The organism is Paenibacillus rhizoplanae (assembly GCF_042684125.1).
GTDB classification, from domain to species: Bacteria; Bacillota; Bacilli; order Paenibacillales; family Paenibacillaceae; genus Paenibacillus_AQ; species Paenibacillus_AQ rhizoplanae.
The window spans coordinates 125835-150495 of sequence record NZ_JBHUKY010000008.1; the positions used below are offsets into that span (position 1 = coordinate 125835).

Annotated in this window: 20 protein-coding genes; 17 read left to right on the top strand and 3 right to left on the bottom strand. The window is 55.2% G+C overall.

Translation table 11 applies throughout. The annotated features are described in order from the left end of the window. Window positions 1-149 precede the first annotated feature (149 nt). Together racE and ACFSX3_RS02700 are read left to right on the top strand one after the other, a co-directional pair. Window positions 150-956 (top strand): glutamate racemase, encoded by an 807-nt coding sequence (racE, locus tag ACFSX3_RS02695; protein WP_339223969.1) that lies wholly within the window; start codon window positions 150-152, stop codon window positions 954-956. Window positions 957-1494: 538 nt separating this feature from the next. After that, a complete protein-coding gene (locus ACFSX3_RS02700) occupies window positions 1495-2709 on the top strand; it encodes a M14 family zinc carboxypeptidase (protein ID WP_209991029.1) in 1215 nt (404 codons plus the stop codon). An 88-nt stretch (window positions 2710-2797) separates the two neighbouring features. Here ACFSX3_RS02700 and ACFSX3_RS02705 read toward each other — a convergent pair whose 3' ends face one another. Beyond that, window positions 2798-3736 (bottom strand): DUF4179 domain-containing protein, encoded by a 939-nt coding sequence (locus ACFSX3_RS02705; protein WP_209991027.1) that lies wholly within the window; start codon window positions 3734-3736, stop codon window positions 2798-2800. Between the two features lie 233 nt (window positions 3737-3969). On the opposite strand from ACFSX3_RS02705, the gene ACFSX3_RS02710 reads away from it, so the two are divergent. The 11 genes from ACFSX3_RS02710 (at window position 3970) to ACFSX3_RS02760 (ending at window position 16785) form a co-directional block, all read left to right on the top strand. Continuing rightward, window positions 3970-5346, top strand: a complete 1377-nt coding sequence (locus tag ACFSX3_RS02710; protein ID WP_209991223.1) for an FAD-dependent oxidoreductase — start codon at window positions 3970-3972, stop codon at window positions 5344-5346. Then, on the top strand, window positions 5343-6281 hold the full coding sequence (locus tag ACFSX3_RS02715; RefSeq protein WP_173137846.1) for a carbohydrate ABC transporter permease: 939 nt from the start codon (window positions 5343-5345) through the stop codon (window positions 6279-6281). The genes ACFSX3_RS02710 and ACFSX3_RS02715 overlap by 4 nt, the downstream gene beginning before the upstream one ends. Window positions 6282-6306: 25 nt before the next feature. Continuing rightward, a complete protein-coding gene (locus ACFSX3_RS02720; protein ID WP_209991025.1) occupies window positions 6307-7143 on the top strand; it encodes a carbohydrate ABC transporter permease in 837 nt (278 codons plus the stop codon). Window positions 7144-7245: 102 nt separating this feature from the next. Next, window positions 7246-8610 carry an ABC transporter substrate-binding protein gene (locus ACFSX3_RS02725; RefSeq protein ID WP_209991022.1) on the top strand — a complete coding sequence of 455 codons (1365 nt, stop codon included), beginning with the start codon at window positions 7246-7248 and terminating at the stop codon, window positions 8608-8610. An 84-nt stretch (window positions 8611-8694) separates the two neighbouring features. Further along, window positions 8695-10443: a sensor histidine kinase gene (locus ACFSX3_RS02730; protein ID WP_209991020.1), complete on the top strand. Its 1749-nt coding sequence runs from the start codon at window positions 8695-8697 to the stop codon at window positions 10441-10443. Next, window positions 10421-12043: a response regulator transcription factor gene (locus tag ACFSX3_RS02735; protein WP_379258850.1), complete on the top strand. Its 1623-nt coding sequence runs from the start codon at window positions 10421-10423 to the stop codon at window positions 12041-12043. The genes ACFSX3_RS02730 and ACFSX3_RS02735 overlap by 23 nt, the downstream gene beginning before the upstream one ends. A gap of 106 nt (window positions 12044-12149) precedes the next feature. Next, window positions 12150-13502 (top strand): FAD-dependent oxidoreductase, encoded by a 1353-nt coding sequence (locus ACFSX3_RS02740; protein ID WP_209991016.1) that lies wholly within the window; start codon window positions 12150-12152, stop codon window positions 13500-13502. A 23-nt stretch (window positions 13503-13525) separates the two neighbouring features. Further along, complete coding sequence (locus ACFSX3_RS02745) at window positions 13526-15646, top strand: family 16 glycoside hydrolase (protein WP_209991014.1); 2121 nt, start codon at window positions 13526-13528, stop codon at window positions 15644-15646. 177 nt (window positions 15647-15823) lie between these two features. Beyond that, on the top strand, window positions 15824-16075 hold the full coding sequence (locus ACFSX3_RS02750) for a hypothetical protein (protein WP_209991012.1): 252 nt from the start codon (window positions 15824-15826) through the stop codon (window positions 16073-16075). Between the two features lie 125 nt (window positions 16076-16200). Further along, a complete protein-coding gene (locus ACFSX3_RS02755) occupies window positions 16201-16503 on the top strand; it encodes a HesB/IscA family protein (RefSeq protein ID WP_173137830.1) in 303 nt (100 codons plus the stop codon). 42 nt (window positions 16504-16545) lie between these two features. Then, window positions 16546-16785, top strand: coding sequence for a DUF1450 domain-containing protein (locus ACFSX3_RS02760; protein WP_042211965.1), 240 nt, complete (start codon window positions 16546-16548; stop codon window positions 16783-16785). Window positions 16786-17616: 831 nt separating this feature from the next. On the opposite strand, the gene ACFSX3_RS02765 is transcribed toward ACFSX3_RS02760, so the two are convergent. Next, a complete protein-coding gene (locus tag ACFSX3_RS02765; protein WP_209991010.1) occupies window positions 17617-18750 on the bottom strand; it encodes a THUMP domain-containing class I SAM-dependent RNA methyltransferase in 1134 nt (377 codons plus the stop codon). Between the two features lie 170 nt (window positions 18751-18920). Here ACFSX3_RS02765 and ACFSX3_RS02770 point away from each other — a divergent pair, with 170 nt between their 5' ends. Next, the gene (locus ACFSX3_RS02770) at window positions 18921-19550 is read left to right on the top strand and encodes an O-methyltransferase (RefSeq protein ID WP_209991008.1); all 630 of its coding nucleotides are present in this window, start codon (window positions 18921-18923) and stop codon (window positions 19548-19550) included. Window positions 19551-19592: 42 nt separating this feature from the next. Here the strand turns inward: ACFSX3_RS02770 and ACFSX3_RS02775 are convergent, their stop codons facing one another. Then, window positions 19593-20813, bottom strand: coding sequence for an MFS transporter (locus tag ACFSX3_RS02775; protein WP_209991006.1), 1221 nt, complete (start codon window positions 20811-20813; stop codon window positions 19593-19595). Window positions 20814-21042: 229 nt separating this feature from the next. On the opposite strand from ACFSX3_RS02775, the gene hemE reads away from it, so the two are divergent. From hemE to hemG, 3 genes are all read left to right on the top strand, one after another. Continuing rightward, entirely contained in the window at window positions 21043-22104 is a 1062-nt protein-coding gene (hemE, locus tag ACFSX3_RS02780; protein WP_209991004.1) for a uroporphyrinogen decarboxylase, read from the top strand. Between the two features lie 88 nt (window positions 22105-22192). Then, window positions 22193-23137 carry a ferrochelatase gene (gene hemH / locus ACFSX3_RS02785; protein WP_209991002.1) on the top strand — a complete coding sequence of 315 codons (945 nt, stop codon included), beginning with the start codon at window positions 22193-22195 and terminating at the stop codon, window positions 23135-23137. Continuing rightward, window positions 23134-24594, top strand: a complete 1461-nt coding sequence (hemG, locus tag ACFSX3_RS02790) for a protoporphyrinogen oxidase (RefSeq protein ID WP_209991000.1) — start codon at window positions 23134-23136, stop codon at window positions 24592-24594. The genes hemH and hemG overlap by 4 nt, the downstream gene beginning before the upstream one ends. Window positions 24595-24661: the final 67 nt, after the last annotated feature.

Sequence of the window (24661 nt, forward strand, 5' to 3'; positions counted from 1 at the left end):
GGATGGGTCCGTATTGTGGCTCCGCTAGCTCCCTACTTGAACTGAACCGGCAAATGGGGTATTATCTGCAATTGGGGCTGAATTTCTGGTACACATTATTCCAGCCTTACATAAGCTACACAAAACGAGTTAAAGGATGCGGTGTGTTCGTGCAGCAAGCCATAGCTATATTAGACTCAGGAGTGGGAGGATTGACCGTTGTCAAGGAAGTGATGCGACAGCTCCCGAGGGAGAAAATCATCTATTTCGGCGATACGGCGAGAGCCCCGTACGGACCCCGTTCAACTGAGGAAGTGAAACTGTTCACCGAACAAATCGTGGACTATTTAATTCAATTCAATCCTAAAATGATCGTCATTGCTTGCAACACGGCAACTGCGGCAGCTCTTGATTATATCTCCAGCAAGGTAGCCATTCCTGTGATCGGTGTGATTCACCCCGGTGCCCGCGCTGCTATTAGCGCGTCCAAGAGCGGTCAGGTCGGTGTGATCGGTACCGTCGGTACGATTACAAGCGGTGCCTATACGGCGGCGCTGAAGCAGCTGTCCCCTTTTGTACAGGTGGTCAGCCAGGCCTGTCCGGCACTGGTTCCCTATGTGGAGCAGGGCTTGTTCCGCTCGGAGGAGAGTCACCTCGCCGTGGCAGAGTCGCTGAACGGTATCAAATACGAGCCGATCGACACGCTGATTCTGGGCTGCACACATTATCCGTTCCTGATGGAGCCAATCAGCAAGGTGATGGGACCCGGCGTCAAGCTGATCAGTTCGGCGGATGAGACGGCACGGGAGATCAGCACCATTCTCTATGATAAAGGCCAGCTGGCGCGCGGGGATGAGAGTCCGATTCACCAGTTCTTCTGCAGCGGAGATGCAGAGATCTTCCAGCGGATTGCCCGGGACTGGCTGGGCGAACAGATCAGCCGGACACCTGTCGTATGGCAAGTATCCTCTATGTAGCACGTAAGATTTAGAGCGGTGAATTGAATAGGGACAAACCCTCAGCGGTGACAATCCTGCGACCAAGGCGGAGGCTACCGCTTTACAGCAAGCCGCATATGACCGACAGCACAGAGCAGCGATCTTCCAGTAACAGGAGGATCGCTGCTCTCTTGCCATTTTAAGCTTCTGAGAAGATAGAGCGGGTGTAGTTGGAAAAAAGGCAATTCCTTTTGCTGAAATGGTTAATCCTCCGAATCCTATGGATTTCGTTGAACTTGGACGGAGTAAGTGTTGTTTTTCCAACTATTTCTTATAATTGTATCTTAAGTGCTAAATTAGATGTAAAAATTCCAACTAAAAATATCCGCCGTGCTCCGAGCTTAAGTAGTAACGGCTACGCAGTCATTTTTAAGAACGGCAAAGTCGTTTCCGCTTGACGCAATTCCTCATGACCCGTCGCTGCTGCTCATATACTAGGCTTGAGGGCTGTGTCCCGCATATCTTCGCGTAAGATGCACAGGGACGGCGGCACCAGAGGGCCGGGAGGATGAGACATATGCAGCAATATATTGCCCGCAGGGGAGATACCGTAAGCCGTATAGCCGCAAGACACGGATTGACACCGGAGCATGTCATACAGGGGAATCCATGGGCTGGAAGCCAGCCTTATCTATATCCGGGGCAGGTGCTGCAACTGCCGTCTGCACCGCGCAAGCGTTATGCCGTGCAGAGGGGGGACGATGTATACAGCATTGCGGCCTTGTTCGGTGTGGGCGTAGAGGAGCTGGAGATGCTGAATCCCGGTGTAAGCTCGGGGCGCAGCTGCCTGCCGGGCAAGGTGCTGGTGCTTCCGGCCGCAGCCCGCAAGGCAGAGGTTTATCTGCGCGGGGAATACGGGCCGGCAGAGCTGGAGGCGGATGCTGCCGGACTTGCAGAGCGTTATTCTTGTGTCAGCAGCGAAATTATAGGCCACAGCGTGCTGGGCAAGCCGCTCCGCCTGCTGCGGATCGGCAGCGGCCCGCGCCAGCTCCATGTGAATGCCGCGCTGCATGCCAACGAATGGCTGACCGCGCCGTGCTTGATGCGGTTCCTCGAAGAATATGCAGCCGCGTTCGCTTCAGGCACGGACTGGCACGGCCACCGGCCTGCGGACTGGCACCGGGACTGGACGCTCTGGGCCGTACCAATGGCAAATCCAGACGGTGTCGAGCTGGTGCAGGAAGGGGCGATGAAGGACCATCCCTTCTATGAGGAGCTTATGAAGTGGAACTGCGGCAGGCGCAGCTTCCGGCACTGGAAGGCCAACATCCGCGGCGTGGATCTCGGGGACCAGTTCCCCGCGCACTGGGAAGAGGAGCGCGACCGGCGGCAGGTTCCCGGCCCGGCCCCGCGTGATTACAGCGGGAGTGCGCCGCTTAGTGAGCCGGAGGCTGTGGCACTGGCGGCGCTGGCCGAGCGGATTCCGGGCGACGCCGCTGTGTCCCTGCACAGCCAGGGGGCAGAGATCTACTGGAACTACCGGGGCTATGAGCCGCCGGAGAGTAAGCAGTGGGCAGCTAAGCTTGCGGCGGCCAGCGGCTACCGGGCGGTGGAGCTGACCGGCAGCGACGCCGGCTACAAGGACTGGTTCATCCAGCGCTTCCGTAAGCCGGGCTTCACGGTCGAGCTGGGTGCAGGCAAGAATCCGCTGCCTGCGGCTGATTTTGAGGATATGGCGCTGGAGACAGGACTCATCCTGGGGGCAATACTCTCCAATGTGCCAATACAATAATGCATACCAAGAAATCTTTCTTCATAAGCGGCGGAGGGGTACCTCCGGCTTTTGAGGGAAGGTTTCTTTCGTGTACCGTTCGCTTACCTCAACGCTGATAGATCCTCATCTCCAAATCCTTGAAATAATGCTTCGCCAGCTTGCCCGTGTTGTCTCTGAATAACTGGCCTTTCGCATTCAATTTATAGACATAGGGTTTCACCGTTATGGATTGGGGGACCGTTACGAAAGAGCGGTAGCCCAGTTCTTCCTTCCCTGGCTTCGCAGGAAATCCGCCATTGTTAACTCCTAAGAACACGTTCCCTTTTTCATCTGCAAGGTCATACAACAGCCTGCCCGGTTTTTGGACTGGAGCCGGGAAATCCCCTTTATAGCTTAACTGAAGCTGCATCGTTAAGGGTGTCATCTTGAAGGAGGTGACGGTGTAGCTGAATGTACCGCTCTTCTTGGTAGTGCCCGGTGTGAGGCTTAGGAGACCGGCAATCTTGGTAACAGGGGCGGTGAAGATGAACGGCTCTTTGACTTCGTTGACATAAGCCTTCACCGTCAGCTCGAATGAATCCGGAATCTGCTGCTTGATGGCTCCTTTTGTCAGTCCGATCAAGACGGCGTTCGGGTCACTTGGCATACTGCTAACGGACGTATTGTAATACATTTTTTTCCCGTTTGCGGAAATGTTCAGCTTGTCGAGATCCAGGAATGTTTTATCTGTCTTCACAGTACTGCCTTCCTGCCGGATGCCCATCACCAGTTCATTGCCGTCATAGATAAGGTCAGTTAAGGTCAGCGTTACGCCATCATTGGTAACTGCCTGATTAAGTGTGCTGGATAATCCTGTCTGCAATACACCCTTCAACGTCGGACTGTCGCTAATTTTGAAAACACTGCTAACATTTGCAGCATTACTGGCTGATGCAGCATGAACTGGCCGGGCTAATTCTCCGCCTATCATTGTAAATCCCAGCGTGGCTGACAATGCGGTTATGGCCATTATTTTTACAAGCGTCCTGGATTTGTTGATGTTCAATGTTCATTCGCTCCTCTGTGTGCATTATCTACTGATGCCTATATAACGTCTCCCGGCATCTGTATTGTGACAAGCATAGAGTGCTTGCGCGTGTTCGGGGTCAAAATAATACACATCAAGGCGTATGAAAGCTATACCGTACTCGCCAAGGTCTATTGCTAAAATTAGCGTATAGAAGAGCGGCGGACGGCTTCCGGGACAAAAGGAGCGTCTGCCGGGAAAGCGAGGGCGAGATGGGGCAAGATACGTATACGCTGAGAAGTAAACAAATCCCGCTGAATTCCTCCTACGACGTCATCGTAGTCGGAGGCGGACCGGCAGGCTGCACAGCCGCAGCCGCTGCGGCAAGAGAAGGGGCGCGGACGCTGCTGGTCGAGGCGACCGGGAGCCTGGGCGGAATGGGAACCTCCGGCCTGGTACCGGCCTGGTGCCCGTTCTCGGATAAAGAGAAGATGGTCTACCGTGGTCTCGCGGCCAAGGTGTTCAATACCTTAAAGGCGCAAATGCCGCATGTGCAGGAGGATGCCATGGACTGGGTGCCGATCGAACCGGAGAAGCTGAAGCAGGTCTATGACGATCTCGTAACGGAGTCGGGTGCACATATCCTGTTCCTGACCGCGCTTGCGGATGTGGACAGAGACGACCAAGGCAACATCACCACCCTCCTCCTCTTGAACAAAGGCGGACTGCAAGCCTTCCGCGCAGCTGTCTATGTCGATTGCACAGGGGATGGCGATGTCGCTGCCTGGGCGGGAGCCGAGTACCAGATGGGGGACGAGGAGACCGGCGAGCTTCAGCCTGCCACCCATTGCTTCATCCTCGGCAATGTAGATGAGTATGCTTATTTGAACGGGCCAAAGCTGCATGCAGATAACCCGCACAGTCCGATCCATGAGGTGGTCCGGTCCGGAGAATACCCGGGCATTCCGGATACGCATCTGTGCAACAACATGGTAGCTCCGCGTGCCGTAGGCTTCAACGCCGGGCATCTATGGGGAGTCGATAACACCAATCCCTTCTCCGTATCCGGGGCGCTGGTAGAGGGACGCAAGATGGCAGCCGCCTACCGGGACATGCTTGCCGCTGTCCACCCCGCGGCCTTCGGCAACGCGGTGGTCATGAGTACAGGCACGCTGATCGGAACGCGGGAATCCCGGCGGATTACCGGTGATTACGTTCTGACGGCGGAGGATTACATCTCACGCAGAAGCTTCAGCGATGAGATCTGCCGTAACAGCTACTTCATTGATGTACACGGCACGCAGAAGGAGCAGCAGAGCGGGGATGGATCAAGTCTGGCCATCACGCTCTACGGGCCGGGCGAATCGCACGGCATTCCGTACCGCTGCCTTACGCCGCGCGGACTCCGCAACGTTCTGGTCGCCGGGCGTTCCATCTCCTGCGACCGCAGAGTGCTGGGCAGTGTCCGGGTCATGCCGGTCTGCCTGGCGATGGGCGAAGCCGCCGGGCTGGCTGCGGCTCTGGCTGCCGCTCAGAACGGCGGCAACGTACATGCCGTTAATGTCGCTCATCTTCGCACTAGGCTGCGGGAAGAGGGCGGCTATCTGCCGGACAACCAAGCTGAAACTGCAGGGGAGAGAATGGAATGAGTCAATCTGCCGTTACCCGCAAGACCGCTAAGCCATCTGCCGGAACCTACTGGACGCGCAAAAGACGGGAGCAGCTCGCCGGATGGCTGTTCATTGCTCCAGAAGTCATCGGAATGCTCGTAATCGCGGTGTTCCCGCTCTTGTTCAGCCTGTTCCTCAGCCTGACAGAATGGAATCTGGTCGGAGGCTTGTCGGCAATCAACTTTGTCGGCCTGGATAACTTCGTCGAGCTGTTCAAGGATAACCGCTTTCTGCTGGCCCTGAAGAACAATGTGCTGTTTACAGTGGGCACAGTGCCCGTTACCATGCTGCTCGGAGTAGTGCTCTCGGCGCTGATCCATAAGAAGCTGTATGCCAAGACCTTTTTCAAAGTGGCTTTTTTCGTACCCTATATCTGCTCCACGGTAGCGATTGCCGCCGTCTGGCAGGCGCTCTATCACCCGTCCAAAGGGCCGATCAACCAGATTCTGATGCAGATCGGGTTATCTGAGCCGCCGCGCTGGCTGGTCGATACCAGCTTCTCGCTGATTGCCATTATGATCATCTATGTCTGGCAGCTGCTGGGGTATCAGATTATTATTTTCCTGGCAGGGATGACGAATATTCCAGAGGAGCTGTATGAGGCGGCTACCATTGACGGGGCCAGCGGGATCGGACAGTTCCGGCGGATTACGCTGCCGCTGCTGGGTCCGACCACTTTTTTCCTGGCGATTACCAGCACGATTTCCTCCTTCAAAATATTCGACATGATCAAGTTCCTGACGAACGGCGGTCCCAACTATTCGAGTACGGTTATCGTGTACCAGATTTATGAGGAAGGCTTCGAGCGCTTCAAAATGGGCTATGCCTCGGCGATGTCCTGGGTGCTGTTCCTCATCATCATGCTGGTCACCTCGATTACCTGGATGACGCAGAACCGCAAAGTCCATTATTAGTCCACGGCGAAAGGAACGAAAGGCAATGACAAAGAGAAAATTAAAGACCGGCAATCTGATCTTTACGGCCCTGTTCGCCCTGCTCTCGGTATTCTTCCTGATGCCGCTGGTGTGGATGCTGTCCGCCGCCTCCAAGACGGAGAAGGAGGTCTGGACCTTCCCGATTCAGTGGATTCCCACCGACTGGAATCTGGTCGCCAACTTCAAGGCGGTGTGGATGGGCGATGTGGCGTTTGGATTGTTCTATATGAACTCGCTCAAAATCGCCCTGATCTCCACCCTGGCGACCATTGTAATCTCGGCTATGGCCGGGTATGCGCTCGCCAAGCTTGATTTCAAGGGCAGAACCGTGGTCTTTACCCTGATGCTGGCCTTCATGATGATCCCGGAGCAGGCGACACTGGTTCCGCGCTATATTATGATTAAGGAGCTGGGACTCTACGACTCCCATGCAGCGCTCATCCTGATGGGGATGTTCTCCAGCTACTTCACCTTCCTGCTGCGCCAGTTCATGATCGGCATTCATAATGATATGCTGGAAGCTGCCGAGCTGGACGGTGCCGGGTTCTTCCGGATCTTCTGGAGTGTAGCGCTGCCGCTGAGCCGGCCGATTCTGGCTACCGTAGGGATTATCAAGTTCATCTGGACCTGGAATGATTACCAGGGGCCGCTGATCATGCTGAATTCGACCAAGCTGTACACCATTCCGCTCGGGATGCAGTTCTTCAAGGAGGAATTCGGCACGCAAATCTCCGTCATGATGATGGCTTCCGTGGCGGCGATCCTGCCGCTGCTGGTGCTCTTCCTGGCGCTGCAAAAGCAGGTCATCGACGGAATTGCCATCGGCGGGGTTAAAGGATAAAGGTCAAAAAAGTGTACGCGTACACCGCATAGCTGTACACGGTGTGCGCGGAGCTTAGATTGTATAATGAGCCTGCAGACCACAAATCAAGGGGGAATTGCTTTGAAAAAACTACCGTTAATGCTAGCCAGTATGCTCCTCATGCTCTCCGTCACCGCGTGCGGCGGGAATGGAGGCAACTCATCAGCGGCAACCGACGCACCGGCCTCGGCTGATCCGGCTGCCGGAGGCAGCAGCACAGCCCAGCCCGCAGGCAAAGCGAAGATCAAATTCTACACGTTCAAGGCGGATAAGCCGGAAGAGCCGATCTTCCAGGCCGTGCAGGCCTATAACGCAGCTCAGGATAAAGTAGAGGTTGAATACGAATCCCTGGTTCAGAACAGCGACAGCACCGATTTCATGAAGAAGCTGGATATTCTTGTAGCCGGCGGAGAAGTGGTCGATGTGTTCATGACCGGGAATGAGGATGAACTGCTAGAGCGTGCCTCACGCGGTGTTGTGGAACCGCTTAACTCCTTTTTTGAACAGGAGAGCATCAAACCCGAGGATGAATATTCCAAGCTGCTGAAGCTGGAGGATAAGGTATACGGCATTCTGCCAAGCTCGACGCAGTGGCTGACCGTCTTCAATAAGGATCATCTGGAAGCCGCAGGGCTGTCCCTGCCTGAGATGGGCTGGACCTGGGATGATTTCCGTGATTATGCCAAAAAGCTGACGACACCCGAACACTTCGGAACGTACTTCCACACGTGGGGAGAATATCCGAACGTTATCGCTTACACCGAGAAGCCGCATCCGCAGCTGAGTGCAGATCTGAAGCCGATTTTTGATGATCCGTCCTTCGAGTACTTCTTCAATCTCCGCCGCGTGATGGAGAAGGAAGACAAGAGTGTTGAGCCGTATGCCGATGTACTGGCCTCGAACTATCATGTGCTGCAGCAGTTTTTTGCCGGAAATGCCAGTATGCTGGCTGTGCCAAGCTATGCAGTCAGAGCGGCGCTGAATCTGGAGAAATTCCCGCATGAGTTCCAGAGCATGTACGCACCGCTGCCGCGCTCCGTGGACAGCAAGGAGCTGGGCATGACGAATATCTCCGGCGGCGGGCTGGCCATGGGTGCGAAATCAGTGAACAAGGAAGCCTCTTATGACTTCATCCGCTGGATGTCCAAGGAAGCCTATAAGTTCACCAAGGAAATTCCGGCCTTCAAGGGCGTGGACGGAGCAGAGCTGATTAACGGATTTTTCGGTGAAAATACAGACCTGATCGATACCGCCTCCTTATCCAAAACACTGTTCGATCCTAACCTTAAAATGCCCGATACCTTCAGCGTGCCTTACGGCAGTGAGCTGAAAGCGATTGTGGAGAACGGCTTCGCCAGCTACATCCTGGATAACCGCAGCTTCGAGGAGATCAAGGGTGAGATGACAGCCGAGGTGGAAAAGGTAGTTCAGGCCAACCAGAAATAACGAATGAAGCATAAGGCAGCAGAGATTATGGATTATAATAGGGACGAATGAATCTTTTATACTACAGTACAAGGTGGAATGCTTATGAAATGGGTAAGCCGTTTTTCTTTCCATCGCCGGCTGCAGTTCACGTTCCTGATCCTGATCCTGCTGCCTTTTATTGTCGTTACCTTCTGGTCGTACACCTCCGTGAGAGAGAATGTGAGTGATAAGATCGCCCGTTCCAATGAGGAGACCCTGAAGGTGATCGGAAGTCAAATAGAGAAAACCGTAGACAGCATCTCGTTTGTCTCGGTTTATTTCTCTGAGGCGTATGATCCGGCCGTGCTGGAAAGTCTGCGTTATCTCAAAAACACCGGGAACTTCGGGAACTACGGAGTGTATACCCACTACAATAAACTCAAGACTACGGCCAATATCCTGTCCGTGCAGTCGCTGGATGCCGATCTGCAGATTATGCTGGTCAACCGGGAGAACCGGATTCTGATCGGCAACCAGGAGATCCCGGTCTTCTCGGCATTGCCGGAGCGTCTTCTGCAGGAGAGCGGCAGGCTGAATGAGCAGGAAAAAATATCGCTGCAATGGTTCCCCGACGGCGGCACCCCCGCTGCACCGGATTATTATTATGCGGTACGCTTCATTACCGACCCGCTGAACCAGAACAAGCTGGCGACGCTGTATGTGGGCATTCCGAGTCATTATTTCCGCAATCTGCTGGATACGGGCAATCCGGAGAGCAGGCTCTCGCTGGCGGACCAGAAGGGGAGAAGCATCGCGGTCACGGGTGAAGCAGATAATGACAACGAAGGCTCGCTGCTGATTAGTGAGGTCCGCATCCCCAAGGTAGGCTGGCTGCTCACCAGCAAGACGCCCCGCGATTCTATCGATAGTCATATCAACCGCGAATTTCTGGTCTCGATATCGGTGGTCGGTCTGTTCTTCCTGGCATTTCTGATCCTGTCGATGCTGTGGGCCGGATATATGAACAAGCCGATCAGCCTGCTGCGGACCAGCGTCAAGCAGTATGTCGGCGGCAACCGCGCAGTGCGGATACCAGTCCGGGGGAAGGATGAGGTGGCGGTGCTGTCTGCCGCTTTTAATCAGATGCTGGACGATATGAATCAGCTTCTGCAGCAGGTCGAGAGTGAGCAGGAGGAGAAAAGGCTGCTGGAGCTTCAGGCGCTGGCGGCGCAGATCCGGCCCCATTTCCTGCTCAATACGCTCAATTCGATCAAGGTGGATCTGCTGCTAAGCGGGGATGAGCCGCACGGCGCCATGATTGATGCACTGATGAAGCTGCTGCGCGTGTATGTCCATGTGGACAAGCCGCTGGAGCTGGCGGAAGAGTGCAAGGTGCTTGGCAGCTACGTGCAGGTGATGCAGATCCGCAACCGTTTGGATATTGCTTTTGAATGCGTGCTGGACGGGGAGGCTGGAGCGGTGATGCTGCCGAGGCTGCTGCTGCAGCCCATTGTCGAGAATGCCATCAGCCACGGCTTCTCGGCCCGTCCGCAGAATCCGGCGATCCGGCTCGAAGCAGAGATGGAACAGGATCTGCTGAAGATCAGCATCAGCGATAATGGCCGGGGGATGCCGGAGGATAAGCTCCAGCGCCTGAACCGGCGTCTGCAAGGCAGTGAAGACACGGCGCTGTGGCCGGAAAAAGGGGTCGGGCTGGTGAACACGGCACGCCGGCTGGAGGTATTGTACGGATACCGTGCGCGGTTGAGCGCGCAGGCAGGCACAGAGGAAGGCATGACGTTTACCCTATATATCCCTATAACCAGTGAGAAGGAGGCGGTTCCCCTTGATGACCCTGATGCTGATAGATGATGATGTCCCGATGCTGGAGTATGTAGAATATCTGCTTGGGTCTCTGGGGCTGGACCTGCAGCTTGTAGCTTCGGCTTACAGCAGTGAGGATGCGCTGGAGCAGTTCCATGATGTATTGCCCGATCTCGTTATTATCGACATCGGTCTGCCGGGCATGGACGGGCTGGAGCTTGCGGCTGCCTTCCGGATCACCAAGCCGGAGGTGCGGCTGATCTTCCTGACCTGCTATGAGGACTTCCATTACTCGAAGCGGGCCATCCAATTGGAGGCGGATGATTATCTGATTAAGGATGAACTATCGCCCGAGCAGCTTAAGGACAGTCTGGGCAAAGCGATGAGCCGCTTCAAAAGCCGGGAGGAGCTGCTGGAGCGCTACTCCTTCCGCCAGGCGATTGAGCGCAATAAGGAAGTGCTGAAGCAGAGCTTCCTGAAACAGCTGTTGTCCGGTGCGGCAGACCAGGAGAATACCCTGGAGTTCGGTGAACGCCTGGGCATCTCCTGGAAGCAGCCTTATCTGCGCCATGGCTTTCTTCACATGGATGCCGTTTCGGTAACGGAACGTTACCGGTACAAGGACATTCCGCTGATTCATTTTGCCGTGAACAATATCGCGCTGGAGCTGTCTGCCGGAGAGCCTTCCATTACACCCATCATGAGCAGGGAGGCCGACCTCTATCTGGTGTGGAATGTAGCGGACCCCGGGATTGCGGAGAATACGCTGACTGCCTTCATGCAAGCGGTAATGGACAAGGTGGAGCAGTATCTGAAGATTACCCTGCGGGGGTTCTATTGCGGGGCTTCCGTACATTTGCGCAACTTCGACTCGCTGTATAAGACGCTCATGGAAAGCCGCGAGTATAACTTCTATAAGGCGGTTACGCCTATTGCTGCCCTTGATGAACAGGCGGATTTCGGGCAGACCGCTGAATGGCGCGGAGAGAAGGAACGCGGGATGCTGTCGCTGTCGCTGGAGGAGGGGCAGGCCGCCTGGATTGATCTGGCGGTGAACCAGTGGACACAGCAGGCAGCCGCGGAGCGGCTGCTGCCCCGGCTGGTGAAGGAGGCCTGCGGCAATTTTGTGCGGCAGCTGGCCTTTGAGGCCGGGGGGCTGGCCGAGGAGGAGTTCTTCACGCAGCTGGAGCAGACGGTTCATATCCGGGAGGCGGCGGGCTTGACCAAGCGGGAGCTGAGGAATCTGTGGAGGCAGCATACGCTGGCTCCGGCTGCCGCAGAAGCGAAGGACATCCGGCTTCAGGCCGTCGACCAGTTCCTGGAGGAGCATGTGGACCAGATGGTGACCTCAACCGATATGGCGGAGCATCTGCATCTGAACGCCAGCTACTTCTCCCGTTATTTCAAGAAGCTGTCCGGCGTTAATTTCACCGACTACGTCAATCAGTACAAAATGAACATGGCGATCACGATGCTCGCACGCCCGCATGAGACCGTGGAGAATGTGGCCTACACGCTCGGCTTCTCCGACCGGGCGTATTTCTCCAAGGTCTTCAAGAAATACAGCGGCCGAAATCCCAGTGAATTCAAGGCTGTGCCGCCGGAAGAGGACGGCAGAGAGCCATCCACGGATGACGCCAAGCCATGAAAGTCAAAACTGTCCACCGGAACAGGCAATCAGTCTGCACGCTATAGAAGCCTCCCCCTCACTATAATGGTGAGGAGTCTAAGTATAGCTTCAAGGAGGAAGAACGATGAATAGAACTGTATTTACATTGCCTGCAGAGGACATTGCCGTCTCCCATGAGGTGGATGTGCTCGTTGCGGGCGGCGGGCCTGCCGGGGTGGCGGCGGCGATATCGGCGGCCCGGAGCGGAGCGCAGACCCTGCTGATTGAGCAGCGCGGCTTCCTGGGCGGCATGGGTACCGTTGCTCTGGTTCCGGCCTTCTGCCCTTACAGCGACGGGGAGAAGGCTGTGGTGCGCGGCATCGGCCTTGAACTGCTGGAGCGGATGAAGGCGGAATGTGAGCCGGAATTCCGCGAACGCTTCGGAGCCGAGCTGGATTGGGTGCCTATCGACCCGGAGGTGCTGAAGCGCGTGTATGACGAGGCTGTTGCGGAGAGCGGAGCTGAGGTGCTGCTCCATACCATCGCCAGCCAGACGGTTATGGATGGGGACGGAGGCAGAATTGACGGTGTAGTGATCGTCAACAAGTCCGGCCGGAGTCTCATCCGGGCCAGAACGGTCATTGATACGACCGGCGATGCCGATCTGGCCGCCTTGGCGGGTGCGCCGTTCCACAAAGGCGGGGAAGCGGGCGAGCTTCAAGCCGCGACCATGTGTTACCTGCTGGCCAATGTGGACCGCAGGCGTTTTGAGCAATACCGGAATGAAAGCGGTGACACGGATCAGATTCATGCAGCCGTACAGCGGGCGCAAGCGGACGGGAAGCTGCCGCAGGGCCGGGACTCCGTCTCGGGGCTGTCCTGGGTTGCCGACTATCTGGTCGGTGTGAATTTCGGCCATGTGTTTGGTATTGACGGCGTAAGAGCCGAGGACCTGACCCGGGGAGCCATAGAGGGGCGTAAGCTGGTTCGCCGCCAACTGGAATTCTTCCGGGCGTATGTGCCCGGATTTGAACAGGCCCATCTGGTGTCTACCGGTGAGCAGATCGGCATCCGCGAGACGCGGCGCATTATCGGCGACTACGTTCTGACCCAGGAGGATTTCATGAATATGGCCTCCTTCCCGGATGATATTGCCCGTAACAGCTATTTCATTGATATCCATATGGCGCGCAGCAGCGGGGCGATGCATATTCACCATCTGCCGCCCGGTAAGTCCCACGGTGTTCCCTACCGCTGTATGCTGCCGGTTGGCCTGGAGAATGTATGGGTGGCAGGGCGGGCAGCCTCCTCGGACCGTGTGGTGCAAGGCTCGCTGCGTGTGATGCCCAACTGCTTCGCTATGGGGCAGGCGGCAGGAATGGCGGCGGCGATGGCCGCCGGAACGGACAGCTTGAGCCGGAAGGTAGATATCACCGCGCTTCAGCACGGGCTGGTCGGGCAGGGAGCCTGGCTGGGTGAGGCGATCACAGCGTTATAACTAATTGCGGGAGAGTGATTAGAATGACAAGTAACCATGTGAAACATAATTCAAGGCAAGGCAGGCCGCGCAGGTTGACCCTGCTGGGCATGATTGCATTTTTACTATTCAGTCTCCTATCCGGCTTATCGGGTCCTGTTGCAGAGGCGGCAGGCAACACATATTACGTCGATTCTGCCCAGGGTAGCGACAGCAATTCCGGCACCAGTGAAGCTGCAGCCTGGAAAACGCTGGGCCAAGTGAACAGCGTGACCTTCAGCCCGGGAGACCGGATTCTGCTTAAGGCGGGCAGTGTATGGAATGACCAGTATCTTGATCTTAAGGGCTCAGGTTCTAAGGGGAATCCGATTACAGTTGACCGCTACGGGAGCGGAGCCAAGCCGCTGATTCATTTCGGCAACACCGCTGTGGGCGGAGAAGGCTTCGGTGTCCGGCTGCGCAATGTCTCGTATTGGGAGATTAATAATCTGGAGATTACAAGCGGACAGCAGCCCACGGATATGCGGAGGAACGGCGTGCTGGTGGTGGGGGATGGAGCAGGTGCGGGGAACTTCCGGCATATTTATATCCGGAATCTCGACATCCACGATATCTTCGGCACAGACCGCCGCACAGGCGGCATCAACTTCCATGCGCGAGGTGCCAATACCGCACCGGAGAGTACCTGGGAAGATATTCTGATCGAGAATAACACCGTGATCAACGTGGCGGATACAGGGATTCAGACGATGACGGATGCTTTTTTCAACAGTGCCTGGACGCATAAGTTCGACGCCTTCCGGGGTGTGGTGATCCGCGGCAATGTGGTGGAGAAGATCCACCGGGACGGCATCCTGGTCAGAGCCAGCGCCTCGCCGCTGATCGAATACAATAAGACGAAGTCCATCGGTGAAGCCTGCGAGGTGAATACATCCATCGTCAATTACCTGGAGGATATCACTGTTGTTGCGGCGCAGTGGGCTTATTATACGAAGGGTGCTATTTTCCAGTACAACGAGGCCTCCGATACCCGGATGCTGGGCGGAGACGGTCAGCCGTGGGACTTCGATATCGAGGTGCACGACAGCATCTACCAGTACAATTTCAGCTATAACAACGAAGGCGGCACGCTGCTGGTCATGAACAACACGAACAATAATATTTTTCGCTACAATATCAGCCAGAACGACAAGGATGCGAACGGGGTGTTCCATCTGGTGAACGGCGGCGGTAATCTCTATGTCTACAACAACATCATCTACCGTTCGGGCACGCAGAATAAGGCGCTGACCCATGCGAGCAACACAGGAATGGCCTATTACACGAACAATATCTTTTATAATGGGGCCAGCGGCCAGTACACGAACAGCCCGAGAATGACGTATGATCACAACAGCTTCTACGGGCTGAATTCAAGTGTTCCGAACGATCCCCATAAAATCACCGGCAATCCCGGATTCGTAAGTCCCGGAACAGCCACCGGCCTCCATTCAGCAGACGGCTATAAGCTGGCTCTGACCTCTCCGCTGCTTAATACAGGGGTGGTAGTTGCCGATAACGGAGGACAGGACTATTTCGGAAATACGCTGTATAACGGCGTGCCGGATATCGGAGCTTTTGAATTCCAGGGTACGATAACACCTCCGGTTACGCTGTTTCAGGATGATTTTGAGGATGGCAATTCCAGCGGATGGACGACTTCCGGCGGGGTCTGGAGTATAGAGGATGACGGTACGAAGGCTCTATCACAGAACTCCGGGACAGGAGAAGCGCTTGCCTATACGGGCGACGCCTCCTGGAGGGAGTACACGTATTCGGCCAAAGTTAAGCTGATGAATACCTTCGCCAACGCGGGACTGCTGTTCCGGTATGCGAATGCTTCCAATTATTACTTGTTCCGGCTGAACGATTCCGGCGACAAGGCAGAGCTGTTCAAAAAAACAGCCGGAACGCTCACGATGGTCAGCAGCGCCAGCTTTGCCGTTACGCCCGGCCAGTGGACTGAGCTGAAGGTGACGGTCAGCGGCAGTACGATTACAGCATCTGCCGGAGGTAACCAGCTGATCCAGTGGACCGATACGGCGGCGCAGCCGGCCGGAGGGAAGATTGGCCTGCGGATGCATTCCAGTACTGCACGGATGGATGACGTCAAGGTGACGGAGTGAACGTTGGCACAGTTCGGGAGGATTCGATTAAATTTTATTTGAAAATGAAACGATTTCTGCAAATTTGCGTAAGATAACAGCAAAGGGTACGGCCGCAATCCTTCCATTAGGTACTCAGCGGCTGTGCCCTTTTCTATTTCAAGGAATCTTAAGCAAATGAAGCAGGGAGGACTACTTATGAAATTCAGAAAACTGTTGTCGCTCAAACAATGGTCTCATATATTCCGCAGCTCCTGGAGATATATTATTTCACCGGAGGTCGCTATGGGAGATAAGCTGCTGTTCACTATTCCGGCACTGCTGTACTGGGTACTGCCAGATTTCATGCCGTTTGTACCGATTGACGATATCGGTGTAACGATGCTGCTGATGGGCTGGTTCGTGACACGGATGGACCGCAAATATGCGGCGCTAAGCAGCGGAAGATGACGTTTTAGCGAAAAATACTGGTGCAACTGCGGATGAATGTCAGCTAATGGTTGCTTTATCCGCCTGTATTCCTTAAAATGAATTATTGAGTATTTAAACTATAGATGCCTGGGAGATGGAATCGAATGAACGTTAAAATTACCCGCAATGCGGCTAAAGTGATAAAAAAAACCATGGAGCTTGAAGGCAACAGCGAGCTTAAGCTGCGTGTAGCCATTACACATGCCCACGGCGATCATGCCCACTATGGACTGGATCTGGACACGCCCAAGGAGAACGATGTAGTAGTCTCCACTGACAAGGATATCGATGTCATTCTTGATCCGAGCCAGCCGCTGCTGGACGGAGTGAAGATTGATTATCTCTACTTGCCCGAAGAAGGTTTCGTTATTACTAATCCGTCTAAAGGAAATCATGGCGATCACTAGTTGATCCGCCCGTATTTTACGGACATAAAGAAGGGTTGCTTCATGGCTAACGATATAAGATTATGTGACGAGTGCAATCATATCAAAATGAAGAGCATCGTGCCCAAGCTGCTGAAGATGGCACCTGATGCCGAGATCAAGACAGGCTGCATCTCCTACTGCGGACCTTGCGGCAAACGCCCGTTCGTCTACATCAACGGCCGCTACATCAGCGGTCCGACAGAAGACGAGGTGCTGGCTAAAGCGGAAGCTTTCGTCAAGCAGCCGGCAGTGAAGAAATAAACAAGGTGCTGGAATAGATTCTGGTGAAGGAATAGATTCAGAATCAGGTGAAGGAATAGTACTTGGTGAAAGAATAGGTTAGTGTAGTGCAGCTCCCGCACAGGTTGGCGGGGGTTGTTTCTGTTGTCGGCGGAGGATTGTTTCTATTGCTCGAAGTGTTAGGGTAACCGGAGAATAGGTGGATTTTCTCCATTTGCTGAGGGACGATGGGGCCTGGTGGCGGGAGTAGTTGGAAATATGGCACTTAAATTCTGCGACTTCACCCCAAGTAGCGAAAACGAACAAAATTAGCTGCTGTTTATCCACTTGCTTCCGTCCATCTTCCAGAAATAAGGAAATTAAGATACATTTATCCACTTGCTTGCTACGGGAGGAGATGTCTTGGGCATCTTCCCCAGTAATCCTCAGTCTCTTTCATAGCATTCCCTCTGGACTTCCACAGCAATATCCGCAATCCTGCACTATTTGCAACAATCGTAATTCCTATGGATCCCTGTGCTGGAAATCCTGCCTGAAATGCAACATTCCAAGCTGCTGCGGGTTCATTTCGGCACAAAATCCTGCAAAATGTGCAACAATGGAGTTTATGTGGCCGCCATCAAAGAGGGATCATGCCTTTTGTGCAACAATTTTGAGGAATGGTTGGCCTTAACCCAACCCCCAAACAACAAGAAGCCTTAAGTCCGCAGCGCGAAATAGCTGCAAAGACATAAGGCTTGTTAAGAGTTACTTCATATCCCTTAAAGCTAATTCCACGAGTCTAGCTACCCAGCTAAGCTGGGGCTCCCGCTAAATCACGGGTCTCGCTACTGAGCCACGCTGGTGCTCCCCCTAATTCCGCGGAGGCAGCGGTCCCAGGTATTGATAGTATTGGCATTCAATCCGGCCGTTATAGAGCTTGCGTCGCTTGTCCGACTTGCGTCCATAGTATTGCTCGAACTCCTTATACGGGCTGATGGCGAAGAAGGACCAGGTGGGCAGATAGAGCATCATCTCGCCGAACTGGCGGGTCAGCTTCTCCACTTCCTTGTCATTGCTGATGCGCTCGCCGTAAGGCGGGTTGGTAATGATGCAGCCATATTCGCCTTCCGGCCGGGCCTTCGCAGCCGCCATATGCTTGAATGTGATCTCACCGGAGAGTCCGGCGCTCTTCGCAGCCGCTTCGGCGATCTCAATCGCTGCCGGATCGATATCCGTTCCGGTCAGCTGCAGCGGGTAATCATCACGCACCGCATCGAAAGCTTCTTCGCGGGCTTCTTCCCACAGGCGCCGGGGAATCTCCGGCCAGTGCTCGGACGGGAAGGAGCGGCGCAGGCCCGGCGCGATATTCCAGGCGATCATCGCGGCTTCGATCAGAATCGTGCCTGATCCGCAGCATGGATCATAGAGCGGACGATGGCCGTTCCAGCGGCTGAGCTGGATCAGAGCCGCAGCCATAGTCTCTTTCAGCGGCGCTTCCGTAGCCTGTCGGCGGTAGCCGCGTTTGTGCAGGGCCGGGCCGGTGGTGTCCAGGGTGATCAGCGCGATATCATTCAGCAGGATCACTTCTACCACATACCGGGGTCCGTTTTCCGGGAACCATTCGGTGTGGTACGACAGCTTCAGCTTCTCGACAATGGCCTTCTTAACAATCCCTTGGCAGGCAGGTACGCTGGTCAGCTGAGATTTATGCGAACGGCCCTCTACCGGGAATTCGCCGTTCTCGGGAATCCAGTCCTCCCAATTAATCGCCTTCACTCCTTCGAACAGCTCATCGAAGGTTTTGGCCGGGAACTGGCCCATCTTAACCAGTACACGGTCCGAGGTACGCAGCCACAGATTGCAACGGCAGATGTCGATGTAATCCCCGTTGAACAGGACCCGTCCGTTCTCGATCGTGGTCTCATAACCCAGCTCGTTTAATTCGCGTGCTACTACAGCCTCCAGCCCCATAGGGGCGGTGGCGATCAATTGTAATTTGCCCAAGTGCGCTCAACTCCGTTTAACTTGTGGATAAATACGTATAGCCAGTACAATAAGAGTAACTGGTTTATCATCTGAACCTGTAGAACGTTCAGCTTACAGTATAGGGTAAGGAAGAGTTCTGCACAATGCCTGTCCGCAGGTACACACACCCATTCAAGAGGAGAATACATATGCAGAATCAGGAAGAATACAGTGAACAGCTATATACAGAAGATGAATTATTGCTCCAAGTCAAAGCAGCCATCGCTACGGGCGGCATGCCGGAGGTGTCCATTGCCCCGGGCTACGGCAGATTGCTGACGATGCTGGTTACCCTCTCCCGCTCCACAAACCTGCTGGAGATCGGGGCGCTTGGCGGCTACAGCGGAATCTGTCTGTGCCGGGGATTGACGCAGGAAGGCCGCCTGACCTCTCTGGAGCTAAAGGCCGACTATGCAGAGCTGGCACAGAGCCATCTGCAGCAGGCGGGCTTCGGGGACCGGGTGGAATACCGGATCGGCCCCGCGCTGGATAGCCTGAAGCTACTTGAAGCACAGGGACACAGGTATGATTTCTTCTTCATCGATGCCGATAAGGAGAATTATCCGAATTATCTGGAATATGCGATCCGGCTTGCTTCGCCGGGGGCGATTATTGCCGGGGACAATATTTTTCTGCGCGGCCGCACACTCAATGCGGAGAAGAACGGACCGGCAGTCCAGGCTATGCGCCGCTTCAATGAGATGATTGCGGGTGATCCCCGCCTGACCAGCACACTGCTGCCTGCCTATGACGGCCTGGCGCTGGCGATGGTGAAATAGTTTATGCCACACCAGCCATACCACTCATAGGGAAACAGCCTCTTAACGGAATAGCCGGGGTTCAGTCTTCTTGTACAGCTTGATCCGCACCCAGACCGTATTGATCAGCAGGAAGGCGCCGGAGACAATGAACAGGCCTTCAATGCCGATATAACCGGACAGGAATCCGCCGATCACCGCGCCGAGCATATTGCCGAGCGCAAGCGTGCTGCTGTTGAAGCCAAACGCCCGGCTCTCCTTGCCGTCAGGCGTATAGGAGCGGATCAGGGCGTTGACGCTAGGCAGCAGGCCACCCATGAAGACGCCCATCAGGAAGCGGACGAGAATCAGCTGCCAGACGCTGGTCACGAACGCCTGCGGAATCAGGAACAGAGCAGCGCCGATCAGCGCAAAGGTCAGTATCCGGTGCGCCCCCACCTTGTCGCTGAGCTTGCCGAGCAGCGGTGAGGCGAGCATGTTCGAGATACCGGTGACGGCACTGACCATGCCCGCCCAGAAAGCAATATTCACAGCGGAGCCGTGGAGCTTCTCAACATAGAGCGGCAGCAGCGTCATCGGGCTGATCATGGCGAATTGCAGCAGGAAGGTTACGCCAAACAGGGCCGGAAGCTGCGGCACCTTCGCCAGCTCCTTGAAGCCTTGAAGCACGGATACCTGGGGGACCTGCGCGGCTTCCACCCGGTCGAATTTCTCTTTGACCAGGAATAAGGCCAGCAGTGACGCAACGAATAGCAGCGCGCCGACCACATAAAAGATCGGACGGAACCCGATCCAGTCCGCCAGCAAGCCGCCCATCAGCGGCCCGAGAATCGTTCCGGCCACCGCGCCGGACTGCATCAGGCCCATCGCGAAGCCCATCCGCGGTTTCGGCGTTGTTCCCGAGACGAGCGCGATAGACGCGGGGTTGAAGCCGGAGATGGTTCCGTTCAGCAGCCGGAGCAGCAGCAGCTGCATCGGGGACTGGGCGAAGCCCATCAGGACGATAACAATCGCCATGCCGAAGCTGGAGCGCAGGAGCATGATTTTGCGTCCGTATTTGTCGGCAAGCTTGCCCCATAGCGGCTGGAAGATGAACGAGGTCAAGAAGTTGGCGGCAAAAATAAGCCCGGCCCACATGCCGATCGCATGGTCGCCGGTCACTCCCAAATCTTTGGCGAGATAAAGCGACAGAAACGGGGTAATCATAGTCATACCTGCATTTACCAGAAACTGGCCGAACCAAAGCACCATGAGGTTGACTTTCCAGGTCTCCCAATTCTTCAAAGTGCTTTCACTTCCTTTCAAGGGATTTCAATGTTACATTGTTCACGAAAAATTGACATTATATCAGTATATCATAGTTTTTCAGCCGGACAATGCAACACATGTCATAGTAATGTCATGGGATTGTCATTCCCTTTCGGGTGAGGCGGTTGTTAGCCGCTTACAAAAGGGGCATAATAATGATATGTGTTTTTCACAGTAATCTATCAAATCTAATGGAGATCTTATCATGACCTACAACGACACTTTTATCCGCGCCTGCAGACAGCAGAACACGGAGTACACCCCCGTATGGTACATGCGGCAGGCTGGCCGGTATGATCCCGACTACCGTACAATTAAGGAGAAATATTCGCTGCTGGAGATCTGCAAGCAACCGGAGCTTGCGGCTGAGGTGACCCTGATGCCTGTGCGCAAGCTGGGCGTGGACGCAGCCATTCTGTATTCTGACATCATGAATCCGGTGGCCTCCCTCGGTGTGGATTTTGACATTGTAAAGAACATCGGGCCGGTTATCGATAATCCGCTCCGCTCCGCAAGTGATGTGGAACGGCTGAAGCCAATTGATGTGGAGGGCGATCTGGGCCATATTCTGGAGACCATCGCCATACTGGACAAGGAGCTGGACGTTCCGCTGATCACCTTTGCCGGGGCTCCGTTCACCATCGCCAGTTATCTGATCGAAGGCAGACCGTCCAAGACCTATCACCGCACCAAGGAGCTGATGTTCAGCCAGCCTCAGGTGTGGGAGAAGCTGATGGAGAAGCTGGGCGATATGGTTATCACCTATCTGCGCGCTCATGTGGCAAGCGGCGGGAAGGCGTTCCAGCTGTTCGACAGCTGGGTCGGGGCGCTGGCTCCGCGTGATTTCGAGCAGTATGTGCTGCCGACGATCACCCGGATTTTTGCCGAGTTGTCCGATCTGGAGGTTCCCAAGATCTACTTCCCCGGTGTCAGCTCAGGGGAGCTGCTCCCCAGCTTGACCAAGCTGCAGGCCGATGTGATCGGACTGGACTGGCGGGTAAGCATCACCGAAGGACGGCGCAGACTAGGCGGAGGCTATGCGGTTCAGGGCAATCTTGATCCATACCTGCTGACCGCGCCGATGGATATGCTTAAAGCCCGGGCCAAGGAACTGATCGATGAAGGCATCACGCAGCCGGGGTATATTTTTAACCTGGGACATGGATTATTCCCTGAAGCTTCACTGGACACACTCAAGGAATTGACGGATTATGTGCATGAGTATTCAGCAGCGGCAATGAAACAGGCGGCACCGCCGCTGGCATAGTTGAAGAAATAGCATCAAGATGGCAGCAGCCTTTGCTGCTCTCTTTGCTGTATAGGACGTTAATTATTCGTAAAAGGGGATGGAAACCGTGGCCAACAAAATTGGAGTACTCGTGATGTCGTACGGCACGCCTGAGAGTCTTGAGGATGTAGAGGCTTATTATACGCATATCCGGCGGGGGAACGCTCCTTCTGCTGAGCAGCTCAAAGAGCTGAAGGGCCGCTATAAGGCGATTGTCGGCGGGGTTTTTCCGCTTAGAGAGAATACCGACCGTCAGGTGGAAGCCTTGCAGGCCAAGCTGAACAGCGGGCAGATCCAGTATGTCTGCTACCAGGGGCTCAAGCATGCCAGACCGTTCATCGAGGATGGTGTCGAGGCTATGGTCCGGGACGGAATTACCCAGGCGATTGGCATCGTGCTGGCCCCGCATTACTCTGTGATGAGTGTAGGAACCTATATCAAGCGCGCCAAGGAAAAAGCCGAAGCCTGCGGCATTCATATGGAGTTCGTAGAGAACTACCATATGCACCCCGAGCTGATCGATGTGCTTAGCCGGAGAGTGACTGCCAAGCTCGATGAGTTCGAAGAGACAGGTGCAGTGCGGGAGGATGTCCGCGTGCTGTTCAGTGCACATAGTCTTCCTGAACGCATTCTGGCGATGGGCGATCCGTACCGTGACCAGCTGCTGGAGACCTCTCAGGCGATTGCCGCTCAGGCAGGGGTTGAATCCTGGCAGTTCACTTGGCAAAGTGCAGGCCGGACGGCGGAGCCTTGGCTGGGACCGGATATTCTCGACACACTGCGTGAGCTGGCCGAGAGCCAGGTGAAATACGTGCTGTCAGCCCCGATCGGCTTCGTTTCCGACCATCTGGAGGTGCTGTACGATCTGGATATTGAAGCGCAGCAGCTTGCCTCTGAGCTGGATCTGCGTCTCTTGCGGATTGACTCGCTGAACAGTGATCCGGCTTATATGTCGGTGCTCAGCGATGTGGTGCGTACGAAGGCAAACCAGTTGAAGGTGAATCTATCATGACCGCATCTCCCCGCAAGGTAGTCATTATCGGTGGAGGCCTTAGCGGGCTCAGCGCCGCTTATTATATCCGCAAGTTCTACCGTGAGGCCGGAACACAGCCGGAGATTACCTTAATCGAGAAGGACAAGGTCCTTGGCGGCAAAATCGAGACACTGCACCGTGACGGCTTCGTGATTGAGAAGGGCCCGGATTCCTTCCTGGCCCGTAAGACGGCGATGGTCGATCTGGCCAGGGAGCTGGAGCTGGACCATGAGCTGGTAAGCACGAATCCGAACGCCAAGAAGACCTACATCCTGCAGCGGGGCAAGCTTCATCCTATGCCTGCGGGTCTTGTGCTGGGCATTCCGACAGAGCTGAAGCCCTTCCTGAAGAGCGGACTGGTCTCCTTTGGCGGCAAAATGCGGGCGATGATGGATTTCGTAATCCCGCCCCGCCGTAGCTCCGAGGATGAGTCGCTTGGCGATCTGATTGAGCGCCGTCTTGGTACAGAGGTGCTGGAGAATATGACGGAGCCGCTCCTGGCAGGAATCTATGCAGGGGATATGCGCAAGATCAGCCTTCAGGCGACCTTTCCGCAGTTCGGTGAGGTCGAGCGGCAGTACGGCAGCCTGATCCGTGGAATGACGACCGGCAGGAAGCCGGTGGAGACCCATACCGGAACGAAGAAAAGCGCCTTTCTCACCTTCCGGCAAGGATTGCAAAGTCTCGTGCATGCGCTCATCCATGAACTGCAGGATGTCCGCCAGCTCACGGGGACTGGAGCAAAATCCATCCGGGTTCTGGGAGGTGCGGGTTCTTCCGGCACTCTCCGCTATGAAGTCGAGCTGGACAACGGTGAGCTGCTGCAAGCAGACGATATCTATGTTACGGTACAGAACTTTGCAGCCGCAGAGCTGCTGCGTCCACATGTGGATGTATCGGCGCTGGATGCAGTGAACTATGTATCAGTTGCCAATGTGGTTCTGGCGTTCACCCGGCAAGATATCGTTACCGAGTATGACGGATCGGGCTTCCTTGTTCCGCGTAAGGAAGGGCGGAATATTACAGCCTGCACCTGGACCTCTACCAAATGGCTGCATACCAGCCCTAACGATAAGGTACTGCTGCGCTGTTACGTAGGACGTTCGGGGGACGAACAGAATGTAGAGCTGCCGGATGAAGCGCTGGCGGAGCTGGTGCGCAAGGACCTGAAGGAGATTATGGGGATCACCGCAGCACCGCTGTTCACAGAGATCACCCGGCTGAGGTCGTCCATGCCGCAGTATCCGGTCGGCCATCCTGGCCGCATTGCCGGCCTGCGCAGTGAGCTGGCTCAGCAGCTGCCCGGCGTCTATGCCTTTGGCGCAGGTTATGACGGCATCGGGATGCCGGACTGCATCAAGCAGGCGAAGCTTACGGCTGAGACTGCCGCAGCCAGCCTCCAGAAGCTGCCGGAACCGGCGGGAGCTACAGTATAAAAGAAACGGTGGAGCGGAGCAGTGGCGCTCCACCGTTTTTTATAACTGGCGCCGCCGCTCCCCGCTT

What these genes read in the sequence shown, in the direction of transcription:
- ACFSX3_RS02700 (WP_209991029.1), top strand. Translation starts at nt 1,495, where the DNA reads ATGCAGCAATATATTGCCCGCAGGGGAGATACCGTAAGCCGTATAGCC.
- ACFSX3_RS02710 (WP_209991223.1), top strand. Translation starts at nt 3,970, where the DNA reads ATGGGGCAAGATACGTATACGCTGAGAAGTAAACAAATCCCGCTGAAT.
- ACFSX3_RS02715 (WP_173137846.1), top strand. Translation starts at nt 5,343, where the DNA reads ATGAGTCAATCTGCCGTTACCCGCAAGACCGCTAAGCCATCTGCCGGA.
- ACFSX3_RS02720 (WP_209991025.1), top strand. Translation starts at nt 6,307, where the DNA reads ATGACAAAGAGAAAATTAAAGACCGGCAATCTGATCTTTACGGCCCTG.
- ACFSX3_RS02730 (WP_209991020.1), top strand. Translation starts at nt 8,695, where the DNA reads ATGAAATGGGTAAGCCGTTTTTCTTTCCATCGCCGGCTGCAGTTCACG.
- ACFSX3_RS02735 (WP_379258850.1), top strand. Translation starts at nt 10,421, where the DNA reads ATGACCCTGATGCTGATAGATGATGATGTCCCGATGCTGGAGTATGTA.
- ACFSX3_RS02740 (WP_209991016.1), top strand. Translation starts at nt 12,150, where the DNA reads ATGAATAGAACTGTATTTACATTGCCTGCAGAGGACATTGCCGTCTCC.
- ACFSX3_RS02745 (WP_209991014.1), top strand. Translation starts at nt 13,526, where the DNA reads ATGACAAGTAACCATGTGAAACATAATTCAAGGCAAGGCAGGCCGCGC.
- ACFSX3_RS02750 (WP_209991012.1), top strand. Translation starts at nt 15,824, where the DNA reads ATGAAATTCAGAAAACTGTTGTCGCTCAAACAATGGTCTCATATATTC.
- ACFSX3_RS02755 (WP_173137830.1), top strand. Translation starts at nt 16,201, where the DNA reads ATGAACGTTAAAATTACCCGCAATGCGGCTAAAGTGATAAAAAAAACC.
- ACFSX3_RS02760 (WP_042211965.1), top strand. Translation starts at nt 16,546, where the DNA reads ATGGCTAACGATATAAGATTATGTGACGAGTGCAATCATATCAAAATG.
- ACFSX3_RS02770 (WP_209991008.1), top strand. Translation starts at nt 18,921, where the DNA reads ATGCAGAATCAGGAAGAATACAGTGAACAGCTATATACAGAAGATGAA.
- hemE (WP_209991004.1), top strand. Translation starts at nt 21,043, where the DNA reads ATGACCTACAACGACACTTTTATCCGCGCCTGCAGACAGCAGAACACG.
- hemG (WP_209991000.1), top strand. Translation starts at nt 23,134, where the DNA reads ATGACCGCATCTCCCCGCAAGGTAGTCATTATCGGTGGAGGCCTTAGC.